The sequence below is a fragment of the Couchioplanes caeruleus genome (assembly GCF_023499255.1).
GTDB classification, from domain to species: Bacteria; Actinomycetota; Actinomycetes; order Mycobacteriales; family Micromonosporaceae; genus Actinoplanes; species Actinoplanes caeruleus_A.
The window spans coordinates 1,022,444-1,036,187 of sequence record NZ_CP092183.1 but is presented as its reverse complement, the minus strand read 5'-3'; the positions used below and the strand labels follow the sequence as shown (position 1 = coordinate 1,036,187).

The following is a 13,744-nucleotide window of genomic DNA, read 5'->3' as shown; positions in this document are numbered from 1 at the left end:
GCGCAGGCCTCCCCATGTCTACCGAGTGATTGATGGGCATCACTCTTTTCACACAGGGTCGCAGTGCCGGCTTGAGCTCAACCGGGGATGAGGTTCTAGGTTGCGTCGGTGAGCGCGATCCTGCGGCGGCCGTACGCCCTGACCACCATCGGTGCCTGGAGCCTCGTCTTCCTGGCCGCCTTCGAGTCGCTGGCGGTGACGACGATCATGCCGGATGTGACGGCCGACCTGAACGGGCGCGAGCTCTACGCGCTCGCCTTCTCGGCGGCCCTCGCGGCCGGCGTGGTCGGCATGGTCACCTTCGGCGCCTGGGCGGACCGGCGCGGCCCCGCCGTACCGTTGCTCAGCGCGATCCTGACCTTCGGCGCGGGCCTGGCCCTCGCGGGCACGGCCACCTCGATGCCGCTGTTCGTGGCGGGCCGCTTCCTGCAGGGCCTCGGCGGCGGAGGTCAGACCGTGGCGCTGTACGTCCTCATCGCGCTGGCCTACCCCTCCGAGCTGCACATCAAGATCTTCGGCGCGTTCGCGACAGCGTGGGTGCTGCCCTCGCTGATCGGGCCCTCGCTGGCCGGGCTCACCGCGGAGGCGCTGAGCTGGCACTGGGTTTTCCTCGGCGTGCTGATCCTGGTCGCGGCGGCCACCACCCTGGTGCTGCCGGCGCTGCGTGGCCGGGACCGTACGCCCGCCGACCGCATCCCGGCCTCAGCCGCCGACGCCCGCCGCGCCGGACAGGCCACGGTCGTCGCGCTCGCGGTCACCGTGCTCAGCTCCCTCGCCGAAATCGGCGGCGGCCTTGCCTGGCTCATCGCACCGGCCGCCCTGGCCGTCGTGGCGGTCGCGCTGCGCAATCTCGTACCGGTGGGCACGTACCGGGTCGCCCGCGGCCTCCCGGCGGCGGTGGCCCTCTGCGCCGTCGCCGGCGGCGTCTTCGTCGGCACGGAGGTCTACCTGCCGCTCCTCCTGCACGACCGCTACGGCGTCCCCACCTGGCTGTCCGGCATCACCCTGACCGCGGGCGCGGTGGCCTGGGCGATCGCATCCGCCGTCCAATCCCGCCTCGGCGACCGCCTCACCCCGCACACCCCCATCCGGGCCGGCACCACCCTGCTGGCGGCGGGCGCGGCGACGGAACTGGCAACGGCTGCGTTCCATGTGCATCCGGCGGCCGCGGCGGCCGGCTGGTTCCTCGCGGGCGCGGGGATGGGCACGCTCTATCCGCGGATCAGCGCGCTGGTCCTGGCCTGGTCACGCCCGGGTGAGGAAGGCTTCAACACGGCCGCCAAGAGCATCACGGACGCGGTGGGCGGGAGTGCGTCGCTGGCGGCAGCGGGGGCCTTGTTCACGGTCATGCCATTCGTGGCCCCGTTCGCCTTCACGACGGCGCTGGGCATTCTCACCGTCGTGGTCGGCCGCCGGGCAACGCCCGCGTCGTCCCGGATCGTCACCACGTCATGACGCCGGCTCCCGGCCGGGACGCAGCGTCACCGCCACGACGTCGCCTTCGCCGATGCCCTCGGCCTTGCGGACGGCATCCTTGAGCGGGACCAGGTAACGGCCGTCACGGGGGAAGAGCGCGGTCCGGAACTCCGTGTCGCCGATGACGACCTGTACGGGAACCTGGCCCCAGTAGATGAGAGACCGGGCCGCTTCCTTGAGCTCGGCGCTGTCAGCCTCGGACATGGCCACGAAGTAATACGGCGCCGGCCCGCGCCACTCGATGATCTCCGCATCGAACGCCCACTCCACGGTGGCCATTCAACCAGCCGGCCCCGGGCACGCTCGGCTCGTCACCGCGCTGGTGAACGCGCTCACGGACCAGGCGCCGGCGGGTGTCGAGGTGGAACGCGAGATGACGATCCGACTTGATCCACGCAACCGCCCGGAACCGGACCTTCTCGTCACGACGGCACCCTACGATCCGGACCGGACGTTCTACACGCCGGATGATGTGCTTCTGGTGGTCGAGGTCGCGTCTCCGGAGTCCACCCACCGTGATCGCACGGTCAACTTGCGGAAGTACGCGGAGGCCGCCATCCCCGGTTACCGGCGCGTCGAGGAAGAGGACGGGCTGCCAGTCGTGCACGCCTACGAGCTCGACGGTCCGACGCGGCTGTACGCGCCGAGTGGCGTCCACCGCCATGAACTGCGCACGCCCACACCGTTCACGATCGACATCGATCTGGACAAGCTGGTGCCCGGCCGCAGAAGCTGAGCCGGGCACATCATCACTACACGTTGAAGCGGAACTCCACCACGTCGCCGTCCTTCATGATGTAGTCCTTGCCCTCCATGCGGACCTTGCCCGCCGCCTTGGCCGCCGCCATGGAGCCCGCCGCCATCAGGTCCTCGTAGCTCACGATCTCGGCCTTGATGAAGCCGCGCTGGAAGTCGGAGTGGATCACGCCCGCCGCTTCCGGGGCGGTCGCGCCGACCGGGATGACCCAGGCGCGGGCTTCCTTGGGGCCGGCCGTCAGGTACGTCTGCAGCCCCAGCGTGCTGAAGCCGACGCGGATGAGCTGGTTGAGGCCCGGTTCGGTCTGACCGGTGGACTCGAGCAGCTCCATCGCCTCGTCCTCGGGGAGGTCGATCAGCTCGGACTCGATCTTGGCGTCCATGAAGATGGCCTCGGCCGGGGCGACCAGGGCACGCATCTCGTCGAGGAACGCCGCGTTGCCCAGCTCGGCCTCGTCGACGTTGAAGACGTACAGGAAGGGCTTGATCGTCAGGAGGTGCAGCTCGGCGAGCTGGTCCAGGTCGATGCCCGCCGCCTTGGCGCCCGCGTACAGGGTGGTGCCGTCGTTGAGCAGCTTGAACGCCGCCTCGGCCGCGGCGACCGCCGGGGCGCGGTCCTTCTTGAGCTTCGCTTCCTTCTGCAGCCGGGGCAGGGCCTTCTCCACCGTCTGCAGGTCAGCGAGGATGAGCTCGGTGTTGATCGTCTCGATGTCGTCGGCCGGGGAGACCTTGCCGTCGACGTGCAGGACGTTCGGGTCGGAGAAGGCGCGGACGACCTGGCAGATGGCCGAGGCGTCGCGGATGTTCGCGAGGAACGCGTTGCCACGGCCCTGGCCCTTCGACGCGCCGCGGACCAGGCCGGCGATGTCGACGAACGAGACGGGCGCCGGGATGGTCTTCTCGCTGCCGAACATCTCGGCGAGCCTGGTCAGCCGCTCGTCAGGCAGCCCCACGACGCCGACGTTGGGCTCGATCGTCGCGAACGGGTAGTTCGCGGCGAGCACGTCGTTCTTGGTCAGGGCGTTGAAGAGGGTGCTCTTGCCGACGTTGGGCAGGCCGACGATCCCGATGGAGAGGCTCACGACAGACCAGTCTACGGGCTTGGCCGCCGGCCCCGAGCGGGGTGCACGTACGCCTTGAGCCCCAGGTGGGCGAAGGCCGCCACGGGATCGTCGATGACCGGCAGCCCGGTGAGGAACCGCTTCCAGACGTCCAGGTCGGCCCGCCACGCCGCCAGGTAGCGCACGCAGAACGCGGGGTCGATGATCCGGCAGCGTCCGCGGGCCACCCGCAGCGCCTGGGCCATCCGGTGCCGCCGTTCGGTCGGCGGTTTCGCGGCGAGGCGGCCGAGGATGTCGTCGATCATGAGAATCCGGTCGTCGAGGAACGCCCGCCAGTACGCCTCGTCGGCCGCCCCGGCGGGACGATCCTGCCCGGAGAGCGCGAACAGGCCCTCCGCGAGGCAGTCGCCGAACTCCTCCGACCGGGCCCGCTCCGGCGACAGGTACGGGTCGTACTCGCGCTGGCTGACCTTGCCGCACACGGCGACCCGTTCGACGGCGCGGCGCCCGACGAGGAAGAACCAGTCCTCGTTGTAGATCGACGGGAAGAACGGCGTCCGGACATTGACGCGTACGGCCATCGCACCGCCCCCGACGAACGAGTCCTGCGGCATCCCGACCTCTCGCCGGGCATGGCACACCACGGAGTTGTCCGGGAAGCCGACGTTCTCGAGGGCGGCCACGTTGTACTTGCGCAGCAGCCCACCGGCGGCCTTCACGGCGTCGGGCCGGAGGTCGGTGATGTCGTCGTCGAGGAAGGCGAGCCGGGCCCACCGGAGCATGCGCGCGGCTGCGAGACCGGTGTTGCGTTTGACGCTCACGTCGTTGACGCGGGTGAGTCCGCGCGCCGACGCGATGAGCTGGTCGGCCGAGAAGGCCGGGAGGCGTGCCGCGCCGGTCACGTCGACGGCGATGACGGTGGTGTCGACCTTCGCCGCCTCGGCGAGGACGGCCGCCGCGGAGGACCACTGGCTGCAGAGGGCGACGAGGGGACGCTGCAGCTCCTCGGCGAGGCGAAGCGAGTCACGCATCGTCACGGCGTGCCGGTTGGTCGGCACCACGATGGCCGAGACGTCACCGGGCTCGTCCGGGCCGGGCTGGATCATCAGCTGCCGGTGCGACGGCCGGTGGGTCACGCCGGCGGGTTCCGCGACGGCGCTCAGCTGCCGGAGGGTGTCCGTCACGAGCTCGTCGACCACTCGTGCAGGACGGTGCCGTCGACGGTCCAGTCCGGAGTGATGACCTTGCCGTTCACGATGTTGACGCGGGCCAGGATGCTGTACGTGTCCTCCGCCGAGTACCGCGCCTGGATGTACGTACGGTTACGGTCCCGGAACCGCGGGTCGGTCAGGGTACGCACCGCCGCGTACGTCCCGCGGCCGTAGTTCCCGTTGCAGATGGTGACCGTCCTCTTGCGGTTGAAGGGGTTGGGCCCGCGGCAGAACTGCGCCACGTCCTCGGTGAGCCGCTGGTTCGGCCGCGTACCCGCCAGCGTCGAGGGGAAGCTGCGGGTCTCGCCGTTCTCGTCGACGACCCGGAAGCACCCGACGTCCGGCTCGCTGCCCGCACGCCTGTCCTGACTCACCGGGAGATTCAACTCCTGCATCACCAGACGTGTCATGGGGTTGTAGTCGACGCCACCCAGAAGGACGAGGTGGTTGGTGATGTCGTCCTGCGTCAGCACGTCGGCGAGCATGCGGCTGACCCGTACGCCGGGGTTCGCCGCGTAGACGTGACCGTAGAGCTCCATCAGCGCGTCGAGATCGCTGTACGAGTACAGCTCCACGTAGTCCGGGCTGCCGGAATCCGTGTACACGGCGCTGGCCCGGGCGCTCTCGGGCAGGCGGGCGCAGACCAGCGTGATCGGGGACCGGTCCGCGAAGTGCCACATGCCTTCCCACGGTGACCGGGTCACCAGGTCCTCGCGCCCGGCGGGCGGGCCGTTGCGCGTGGGGCGCAGGCCGGTCAGCTCGCTGAGGAGTTCGGCGTAGCGGCGGCGTTCGTGCTCGTCGAGGTCGGCGACCGGGAGCAGCCGCGGGTGCCCGTCGCGCATGGAACGGGTCGAGGCGAAGAACCGCGCGTACGTCTCCAGGCGCTCGTCGGGCGGGACGGCGTTGCCCTTCTCCCACGAGGACACCAGGGGCGCGCTGACGCCGAGAGCCACGGCGAGCGCCTTCTGGGCCACCAGCTCGCCGAACTCCTCGGTACGCAGCCGGCGCAGCCGCGCCGCCATCCCGTCCGCCACCATCAGATCAGTCCTTCAGTCGCGTTCACTTTATGCCCTGAACTCCACCCCTCGGGCCCGGGTCCCACATGCTGCTGATTGCGACGCGCGGACCCGGATGAACCTACTCATTCACTATCACGGGAGCCCCTGGAGCACGGAATGCTTATTGCTTCAGTTCATCGCTGAAGTTTAGCGTCAAGGCAGAAGGTTGCTGAATCGTAATCAAGCGGCACCGTGGAGGGTCTCATGATCACTGAGCGTCGACCCGGCCACCCGCCGCGGGCGCCGCCGCCCTCCCGCGTGGCCGCAACCAGGCGAGGCCCGCGACGACGCGAGGCATGCGCGATGCGAGGCGAACGAGGCCGCCGTCGCCCACCGAGCGAACGGCCCTCAAACGGCAACACACCCCCGGTGGCCGCCGGAGGTGTGTCTGTAACGGCAACGCCCTCCCGCTCACCAGCGAAAAGAGTTACCTGTGTTCACCCTAACGCCTGTCCCGGTACTCGAAAAGTCGACCATTCTCCTGACCGCCTCCCCCACGTCCGACGGCGGCCACGGCGGCCTGAGCGTCCTGATCATGCTGATGGCCGCCGTCATGATGCTCATGATGGGCCTGCTGCGCTCGGCCATCGCCCCGGTCATGGACGTCGTCAAGGCCGTCCTGGCCGGACTCGCCGCGTTCACGCTGGCCGCCGCGCTGCTCATCCTGCTGATCGTCGCGTTCGTCATGTCCACCTAGTGGGGCGTCTCGGTATGACGGGGCCGGCGCTGCGCGCGTACGGCGCACGCCGGTCCCGGATCGACCGGCGTGCGTCCATTGGGCACGATGGCCCTGTGGGCGGACTCGACGGGATGCGGATCTCGCCGCTGCTCCCCTTCGACCTGGAGCGCCTGGAGCTGCTGTTCCCGGCGCTCGGCCCGTACTACCGGGAGCGCGCCCGGCAGCCGGGTCTCGTGCTCGTCGCCCGGGTCGGCACGCGTCCGGTGGGCGCGATGCACGTGTCGCTGCGCCCGGCGCACGAACCGGAGGTCATCCGCCGGCTCGGCCCCGTACCGATGCTGCACAAGCTGATGGTCGCCGAGCCGGTGCGGGGCCGCCGCGTCGGGACCCGGCTGATCGGAGCGGCCGAGGCCGCGCTGCGCAGCCGCGGCGAGCGGAGAGTCGCCGTCGGGGTGGACGTGGGGAACGCGGGTGCGGCGCGGCTCTACCGGCGGCTGACATATCGGGAGTGGGCGCACGGTCCGCTCGACACCGTCCGCGAGCGCGTCGAGGGCGGCAAGACGATCGTCGAGCCGGACCAGTGCCTGCTGTTCGTCAAGTATCTCTGACGCGGCACGGTGATGTCCGAATCCCGCCAGCCGCGGGGCCGGGCCGGGGAGCAGACTCGAGGCCATGGAACTGGACTTCGAGCGGTGCTACCGGGCCGTCGACAGCCGTGACCAGCGCTTCGACGGCTGGTTCTACACGGCCGTACGCACCACCGGCATCTACTGCCGGCCGTCCTGCCCGGCGCTCACCCCCAAGCGCGAGAACGTCACCTTCCACCCCAGCGCGGCGGCCGCCCAGCGGGCCGGTTACCGGGCCTGCCGCCGCTGCCGGCCCGACGCCGCACCGGGCTCGCCCGAGTGGGACGTCCGGGCCGACGTCGTGGGACGGGCCATGCGGCTCATCGGCGACGGCGTCGTCGACCGGGAGGGCGTACCGGGGCTCGCGAGCCGCCTCGGCTACACCGAGCGGCACCTCAACCGGATGCTCACCGCCGAGCTGGGCGCCGGTCCGTTGGCGCTGGCCCGGGCGCAGCGCGCGCAGACCGCGCGGATCCTCATCGAGACCACCGCGCTCGGCTTCGCCGAGATCGCGTTCGCGTCCGGTTTCGGCAGCGTGCGGCAGTTCAACGACACCATCCAAGAGGTGTACGCGCGGTCGCCGGGCGAGCTGCGGGTACGCCGTACCGGCGGGGAACCGGAGGCCGGCGCGATCTCGTTGCGGCTCGCGTACCGGGCGCCGCTGCACGCCGGCGCCCTGCTGGAGTTCCTCGCCGCGCGCACCCTGCCGGGCGTCGAGGAGTGCGACGGGACGACGTACCGCCGAGGGTTGAACCTGCCGCACGGCAGCGCGACCGTCGCGCTCACCCCGGCCGACCGCTTCGTGTCGGCGACGCTGCGGCTCACCGACGTGCGCGACCTGGCGCCCGCGGTGGCGCGCTGCCGCCGGCTGTTCGACCTGGACGCGGACCCGGTCGCCGTCGACGGCACGCTGGGTGCCGATCCCGCGCTGAGCGCGGGGACAACCGCCGAGCCGGGCGTACGGGTCCCCCGCGCGGTCGACGGCTTCGAGATGGCGGTCCGGGCGATCGTCGGCCAGCAGGTCTCGGTCTCCGGCGCCCGCACCACGCTGAGCCGCATGCTCGGTCCGGTGCAGCCGGGTGAGCTGCGCGGCTTCCCCACCGCCGAGGTTGTGGCAGCACTGTCCGACGAGGCGTTCCGGATGCCGGCCGCCCGTCGCGCGAGCATCCGCGCCCTGGCCGAGGCGGTCGCCGACGGCAAGCTCGACCTCGAGCCCGGCGCCGACCGGGAGGAAGCCGTCGCCCGGCTGCTGGAGCTGCCCGGCGTCGGCGCGTGGACCGCGGGATACGTGGCCATGCGCGCCGTCGGCGACCCCGATGTCTTCCTTCCCACCGACGTGGCGGTCCAGCGCGGCGCGAAAGCGCTCGGTCTGCCGCACACCCCCAAGGCGCTGGAGGCGCACGCCGAACGCTGGCGGCCCTGGCGCTCGTACGCCCTGATGCGACTCTGGAGGTCCGCATGATGCACAGCCACACGCTCGACACCCCGGCCGGCCCGTTCACCTACGTCGTCAGCGACGCGGGCGCGGTACGGGCGGCCGGCTTCACCACTGAGGTCGGTCCGTTGCTCTCGCTCGTACACAAGGATCTGCGGGAGGAGACGCGGCCCGCAGCGTCACCCGGACCGGTCGGGGACGCGGTGCTGTCCTATCTGGACGGCGACCTGACCGCGATCGACGGCGTGGTCGTCGAGCAGCACACGACCGGCCCCTTCCTGGCTCACGCCTGGCAGGTCATGCGCGAGATCAAGCCGGGTGCGCCGGTGACGTACACGGGGTTCGCCGAGCTGGCCGGCCGCCCGTCGGCGATCCGAGCGGCGGCTACGGCCTGCGCGCGGAACGCGGTGGCGCTGTTCGTGCCGTGCCATCGGGTGCTGGGTACGGACGGGACGCTGCGCGGCTACCGCTGGGGGCTCGGCGTCAAGACGTGGCTGCTGGAGCACGAGCGCCACGATCCGTCCTAGACGCTCGGATCCCAGGCGGCGAGCTGGTCGAAGATGCGCGGGTCGCCCTTGAGCTCCAGGGCCTCCGGTGGGATGCGGCCGTAGAAGACCAGGACCAGATCGCTGGCTGTGCCCCGGAGGGAGGCGTCGGGCTCCTCGTCCGCCGCCTCCCACCGGATGGCCCTTGCGCCATCGGCGGACAGCCGGAGGCGCAGGGAGATCCCCTCGATGGCGTGGTAGTCGACGACTGCGGGCTCGTGGGGCCACGCGACCGTCGTGGAGCAGCAGGTGAGCTGGAATTCCTCGACGCCGTCGAGCGCGACCTCGTCCGGCAGCGGCTGCGGTGCACCCAGGGTGAGCTGCGCGTCGTACGTGTGCACCGCGATCTCCTGCAGCTGGTGACGGGCGGCGGCACCGGACGTCTCAGGCGACTGCGAGTCGGCCCACCACGTCCAGCAGCCGCGGTCCGAGCCGGCCTCCCGCAGCGCGCTCAGCAACTCCTGCGCCGACGCGGCCCACCAGGCCACCAGGTCGTCGCGCTGCCGGGGCGCGGTGGACGAAACGGCCGGCGGAGCGTCCGCGGGACCGGCGGCGACGACGGCGGCCCACTTGCGGCGTCCGGCGCCCAGGTGCTGCGCCAGGTCGAACAACGTCCAGCCGGGGCAGCTCGGCACCGGGGCATCCAGGCTCGGCGCGGAGGCGATCAGCGCCCCGAAGGCGGTCGCCCGCTCGTCGATCAGCCGCAGCACGTCGGGGAACTTCAGAGCGTTCTGCACGTCGGTTGTCCATCCCCATTCGGCATGAAGGTCTCCGGCTGTGACCACGATCGAGCCGCCCGTCAACTTCATCTCGTGAGTGCACCCACGCTCATGGGGCATTATCTCGTCGAGCTGAACGTCACCCAGCCTAGGCGTGTCAGGCCAGATTCGCTGTCCCCCGTGAGGACCGGCGCCGAGGTCGAGCCCTACGACATCGTCGTACGTCAGAACCAGACCGGCGCGGTGTTTGAACCTGTTGGGGGCGAATTGGAGCTCAGCCGTCAATCGACCGTGCCCGGCTTCGGTGAGGGACATGCTCACGAACCTCAGGTCCTTGACGCATCTGGCACTCGCGAAGTCGTAGTGATCAGCGTCGGTGGCGAATGACCTGGCCCCTTCCGGGAGGTGGGTTTCCAACTCGGGAAGCTTCTCCAGGTACGGCTGAGGATCCAACAGCTGAGAAGGCCATGGGCCATCTGTCGAACACACTCTCACCAGCTTCATCAGCTACGAAGACTCGGCTGGAAAGACGTGATGCTCACCGCCCCTGACCAGGGCACGCCAGGACTCCACCCTTCCGGACGAATCAACGAAAGCATTCAGTGAGTAGTCGGGAGACCATGAAATCATGAGATCTCCCGACCCGCCCACGACAACGTCGTCGACCACGGGCTTACGGTGACCCAGTATTGCCGTGAGGCGTCCGGCCCGATCATCGAAAATCGTCGAGAAATTATCGAACGCCTCGGACCGGCTTCCCTTGAGCGGGAAGTCCATGTCCCTGGAACCCACAATCACGGCATCGCTTCGCTGAACTCGGAACGGACACTGGAGATGAACGGCGATGACCCGGCCTTCTCCGACAAGTTCCAGCACGCCCATACCAGCAGCGCGACCCAGGCTCCGGACAGTCGCGCCGACGAGCAGGGCACGGACAGCTTCCGCATCAACCACAGGATCCGAACATCCCTTCGCCTTCGCTGACGATTCGGTGATAGTCATATCCCTGGCCCGTGATTCTATCGTGCAACGCGCGACGTTCCGCCGGCGTGATGTCCCGGCCGGTACGTCGCTTGATCTCCTGCAGTGCGTCGTCAAACTGCTTGTTCTCTGCCTGATTCCCTCGAGGCGCATGATAGCCGTCGTCGTCGGTTGACCCGGAATCCCATGAATCAGGCCGGTCGAGTCCACGTCACCGCCGACGAAGCCCTTCAGCGTCGGCCATGGCGGGGCTGCTCCGCGCGGTTCGCCGTACGGGCTCTGGCGGCGCAGGGTCTCCTTCTGCGTCGTCGCGTCGATCACGAGGAGCTGCGTGCCCGGGTGGTCGGCGTCAGGTCGCCGACCTCGTTGTGGAACTGTCGCGTCTGGCCCTTGTCCGGGTCGATCGTCAAGCTGACCCGTCCGAGCACGTCGTACTTGGTCACCCAGCGGTTGTTCGCCACGTCGACGACATCGGTCAGCTGATTCTTGCGGTTGTACGTGTACGTCGTCTTGTCGTACGCGCCGTCCACCCCGGTGGCGGTGGTGTGGACCCGGAGTTCGCGCGTACGTCGTTTCAGGAAAGTGTCAACAGCGGTCGATGTCCCGGGTTTTCGCATCGCCGAACTCCGTAGCCCGGCCCCCGCCGCACCTCTACCCTGACCGCATGACTGATACGGGAAGGACCGCGCGCGCCGGTCTGCCCGAGCGGCCGTCTTTGGACGGGCTCGAGGACAAGTGGGCGCGCCGCTGGCAGGAGGAGGGCACGTATGCGTTCGACCGCTCGAAGGAGCGGGCCGACGTATACGCGATCGACACGCCTCCGCCGACCGTATCGGGCGAGCTGCACATGGGGCACGTGTTCTCGTACACGCACACCGACACCGTCGCGCGGTTTCAGCGGATGCGCGGGAAGACGGTCTTCTATCCGATGGGGTGGGACGACAACGGGCTGCCCACCGAGCGTCGGGTGCAGAACGTGTACGGGGTCTACTGCGACCCGTCGCTGCCGTACGACCCGCAGTGGCAGCCGCCGCAGAGTCCGCCGAAGCCGGCCGTGGCGGTGTCGCGGCGGAACTTCGTCGAGCTCTGCAACCGGCTGACCGTCGAGGACGAGAAGGCGTTCGAGGCGTTGTGGCGCCGGCTCGGGCTGTCCGTCGACTGGGCGATGACGTACACGACGATCGGGCCCAAGGCGCAAGCCGTGTCGCAGCGGGCGTTCCTCGACAACCTCGCGCGCGGGGAGGCGTACACGTCGGAGGCGCCGACGCTGTGGGACGTCGGGTTCCGCACGGCCGTCGCGCAGGCCGAGATCGAGGACCGGGAGCGGCCCGGCGCGTACCACCGGCTGCGTTTCCACGGGCCGGACGGACCGGTCGAGATCGACACGACCCGGCCCGAGCTGCTGCCGGCCTGCGTCGCGCTGGTCACGTACCCCGATCATCCGCTGGTCGGGAAGACCGTGCGCACGCCGCTGTTCGACGTCGAGGTCCCGGTGCACGCGCACCCGCTGGCCGAGCCGGACAAGGGTACGGGCATCGCCATGGTCTGCACCTTCGGCGACCTGACCGACGTGATCTGGTGGCGGGACCTGGACCTGCCCACCCGCGTGGTGCTCGGCCGCGACGGCCGGTTCCTGCCGGACCGCCCCGACGGCGTGCCCGCGGCGGCGTACGCGCAGTTCGCCGGCCTGACGGTCAACGCGGCCCGGCGCGAGGTCGTGCGGCTGCTCGGCGAGACCGGCGACCTGCTGGGCGAGCCGCGGCCGATCACGCACCCGGTCAAGTTCTACGAGCGGGGCGACTCGCCGCTGGAGATCGTCACCAGCCGGCAGTGGTTCATCCGCAACGGCGGGCGTGACGAGCACCTGCGCGAGGAGTTGCAGGAGCGCGGGCGGGAGCTGCGCTGGCTTCCGGCGCACATGCGGCACCGCTACGAGCACTGGGTCGCCGGGCTGACCGGCGACTGGCTGATCAGCCGGCAGCGGTTCTTCGGGGTGCCGGTCCCCGTGTGGTACCGGCTCGACGACGCTGGCGAGCCGGACCACGGACAGCTTCTCATACCGGACGTTTCGGCGTTGCCGGTCGACCCATCCTCGGAGTGTCCGCCGGGCTTCGACGAGTCCCGGCGCGACGTCCCGGGCGGCTTCACCGCGGATCCGGACGTCATGGACACCTGGGCCACCTCGTCGCTGACCCCGCAGATCGTCGGCGGCTGGGGCACCGACGAGGACCTTTTCCGCCGGGTCTTCCCGATGGACCTGCGCCCGCAGGGGCAGGAGATCATCCGGACCTGGCTGTTCTACTCGGTCGTCCGCGCGCACTTCGAGCACGGCGTGCTGCCCTGGTCGACGACGGTGCAGTCCGGCTGGATCCTCGACCCGGACCGCAAGAAGATGTCCAAGTCCAAGGGCAACGTGGTCACGCCGCTGGACCTGCTCGTGCAGCACGGCTCCGACTCGGTGCGCTACTGGGCCGCGAACGGGCGCCCGGGCGCCGACCTCGCGTTCGACCCGGCGCAGATCAAGGTGGGGCGGCGGCTCGCGACCAAGCTGCTCAACGCCTCGCGCTTCGCGCTCGGGCTGGGCGCCGCGGACGCGCTGCGGCAGCCGGTCACGGCGGACCTCGACCGGGCGATGCTCGCCCGGCTGGCCACGGTGGTCGAGGAGGCGACGACGGCGTTCGACGCGTACGACCACACGACCGCGCTCACCACGACCGAGGCGTTCTTCTGGACGTTCTGCGACGACTACATCGAGCTCGTCAAGGACCGGGCGTACGGGGAGGGGCCGGGCGCCGACTCCGCGCGGGCGGCGCTCGCTGCGGGGCTCTCCGTTCTGCTGCGGTTGTTCGCGCCGTTCCTGCCGTACGTGACGGAAGAGGTGTGGTCGTGGTGGCGTTACGGCTCGGTGCACCGCGCGACCTGGCCCACCAAGTACGAGCTGACCCGCGTCGCTCCGGAGGGTGACGCGACCCTGCTGGACCTGGCCGGCGACGCGCTGCGCCAGGTGCGCCGGGCCAAGTCGGACCGCAAGCTGTCGATGAAGGCCGAGATCCCGCTCGCCGAGGCGCTCGGTCCGGCCGCGCTGCTCGACCGGCTCGCGCTGGTGGAGGGCGACCTGCGCGCGGCGGGCCGGATCGGCAAGCTCGACATGCTCCCGGACCGGACGCCGGAGCTCGTCATCGCCTGCGCGTTCTGAC

General features: G+C 70.3%; 15 protein-coding genes. 8 read left to right on the top strand and 7 right to left on the bottom strand.

What is annotated here, in order from left to right:
• Window positions 1-108 precede the first annotated feature (108 nt).
• The gene (locus COUCH_RS04870) at window positions 109-1,455 is read left to right on the top strand and encodes an MFS transporter (protein ID WP_249610898.1); all 1,347 of its coding nucleotides are present in this window, start codon (window positions 109-111) and stop codon (window positions 1,453-1,455) included.
• On the opposite strand, the gene COUCH_RS04865 is transcribed toward COUCH_RS04870, so the two are convergent.
• Window positions 1,450-1,755, bottom strand: a complete 306-nt coding sequence (locus COUCH_RS04865) for a DUF1905 domain-containing protein (RefSeq protein ID WP_249610897.1) — start codon at window positions 1,753-1,755, stop codon at window positions 1,450-1,452. The two genes, COUCH_RS04870 and COUCH_RS04865, sit on opposite strands and share 6 nt — an antisense overlap.
• Between COUCH_RS04865 and COUCH_RS04860 the strand changes: the two genes are divergently transcribed.
• Entirely contained in the window at window positions 1,718-2,212 is a 495-nt protein-coding gene (locus COUCH_RS04860) for a Uma2 family endonuclease (RefSeq protein ID WP_249610896.1), read from the top strand. The genes COUCH_RS04865 and COUCH_RS04860 overlap by 38 nt on opposite strands.
• A 16-nt stretch (window positions 2,213-2,228) precedes the next feature.
• Here the strand turns inward: COUCH_RS04860 and ychF are convergent, their stop codons facing one another.
• From ychF to COUCH_RS04845, 3 genes are read right to left on the bottom strand one after another with little or no spacing between them, the layout of a single operon-like run.
• Window positions 2,229-3,314, bottom strand: a complete 1,086-nt coding sequence (gene ychF / locus COUCH_RS04855) for a redox-regulated ATPase YchF (RefSeq protein WP_249610895.1) — start codon at window positions 3,312-3,314, stop codon at window positions 2,229-2,231.
• Between the two features lie 11 nt (window positions 3,315-3,325).
• On the bottom strand, window positions 3,326-4,477 hold the full coding sequence (locus COUCH_RS04850; protein ID WP_249610894.1) for a hypothetical protein: 1,152 nt from the start codon (window positions 4,475-4,477) through the stop codon (window positions 3,326-3,328).
• On the bottom strand, window positions 4,474-5,541 hold the full coding sequence (locus COUCH_RS04845) for a helix-turn-helix domain-containing protein (RefSeq protein ID WP_249610893.1): 1,068 nt from the start codon (window positions 5,539-5,541) through the stop codon (window positions 4,474-4,476). The genes COUCH_RS04850 and COUCH_RS04845 overlap by 4 nt, the downstream gene beginning before the upstream one ends.
• A gap of 454 nt (window positions 5,542-5,995) precedes the next feature.
• Between COUCH_RS04845 and COUCH_RS04840 the strand changes: the two genes are divergently transcribed.
• From COUCH_RS04840 to COUCH_RS04825, 4 genes are all read left to right on the top strand, one after another.
• Window positions 5,996-6,259, top strand: coding sequence for a hypothetical protein (locus COUCH_RS04840; protein WP_249610892.1), 264 nt, complete (start codon window positions 5,996-5,998; stop codon window positions 6,257-6,259).
• Between the two features lie 95 nt (window positions 6,260-6,354).
• A complete protein-coding gene (locus COUCH_RS04835; RefSeq protein WP_249610891.1) occupies window positions 6,355-6,849 on the top strand; it encodes a GNAT family N-acetyltransferase in 495 nt (164 codons plus the stop codon).
• A gap of 64 nt (window positions 6,850-6,913) precedes the next feature.
• Window positions 6,914-8,329 carry a DNA-3-methyladenine glycosylase 2 family protein gene (locus tag COUCH_RS04830; protein ID WP_249610890.1) on the top strand — a complete coding sequence of 472 codons (1,416 nt, stop codon included), beginning with the start codon at window positions 6,914-6,916 and terminating at the stop codon, window positions 8,327-8,329.
• Window positions 8,326-8,829, top strand: coding sequence for a methylated-DNA--[protein]-cysteine S-methyltransferase (locus COUCH_RS04825; protein WP_430640885.1), 504 nt, complete (start codon window positions 8,326-8,328; stop codon window positions 8,827-8,829). Before COUCH_RS04830 ends, COUCH_RS04825 begins: the two co-directional genes overlap by 4 nt.
• On the opposite strand, the gene COUCH_RS04820 is transcribed toward COUCH_RS04825, so the two are convergent.
• A complete protein-coding gene (locus tag COUCH_RS04820) occupies window positions 8,826-9,584 on the bottom strand; it encodes a maleylpyruvate isomerase family mycothiol-dependent enzyme (protein ID WP_249610889.1) in 759 nt (252 codons plus the stop codon). The two genes, COUCH_RS04825 and COUCH_RS04820, sit on opposite strands and share 4 nt — an antisense overlap.
• 75 nt (window positions 9,585-9,659) lie before the next feature.
• Here COUCH_RS04820 and COUCH_RS04815 point away from each other — a divergent pair, with 75 nt between their 5' ends.
• Window positions 9,660-9,953 carry a hypothetical protein gene (locus tag COUCH_RS04815; RefSeq protein WP_249610888.1) on the top strand — a complete coding sequence of 98 codons (294 nt, stop codon included), beginning with the start codon at window positions 9,660-9,662 and terminating at the stop codon, window positions 9,951-9,953.
• A gap of 120 nt (window positions 9,954-10,073) precedes the next feature.
• Here the strand turns inward: COUCH_RS04815 and COUCH_RS04810 are convergent, their stop codons facing one another.
• Together COUCH_RS04810 and COUCH_RS04805 are read right to left on the bottom strand one after the other, a co-directional pair.
• The gene (locus COUCH_RS04810) at window positions 10,074-10,868 is read right to left on the bottom strand and encodes a hypothetical protein (protein WP_249610887.1); all 795 of its coding nucleotides are present in this window, start codon (window positions 10,866-10,868) and stop codon (window positions 10,074-10,076) included.
• Window positions 10,865-11,164, bottom strand: a complete 300-nt coding sequence (locus tag COUCH_RS04805; protein WP_249610886.1) for a hypothetical protein — start codon at window positions 11,162-11,164, stop codon at window positions 10,865-10,867. The genes COUCH_RS04810 and COUCH_RS04805 overlap by 4 nt, the downstream gene beginning before the upstream one ends.
• 47 nt (window positions 11,165-11,211) lie before the next feature.
• On the opposite strand from COUCH_RS04805, the gene valS reads away from it, so the two are divergent.
• Window positions 11,212-13,743: a valine--tRNA ligase gene (gene valS / locus COUCH_RS04800; RefSeq protein WP_249610885.1), complete on the top strand. Its 2,532-nt coding sequence runs from the start codon at window positions 11,212-11,214 to the stop codon at window positions 13,741-13,743.
• Window position 13,744: the final 1 nt, after the last annotated feature.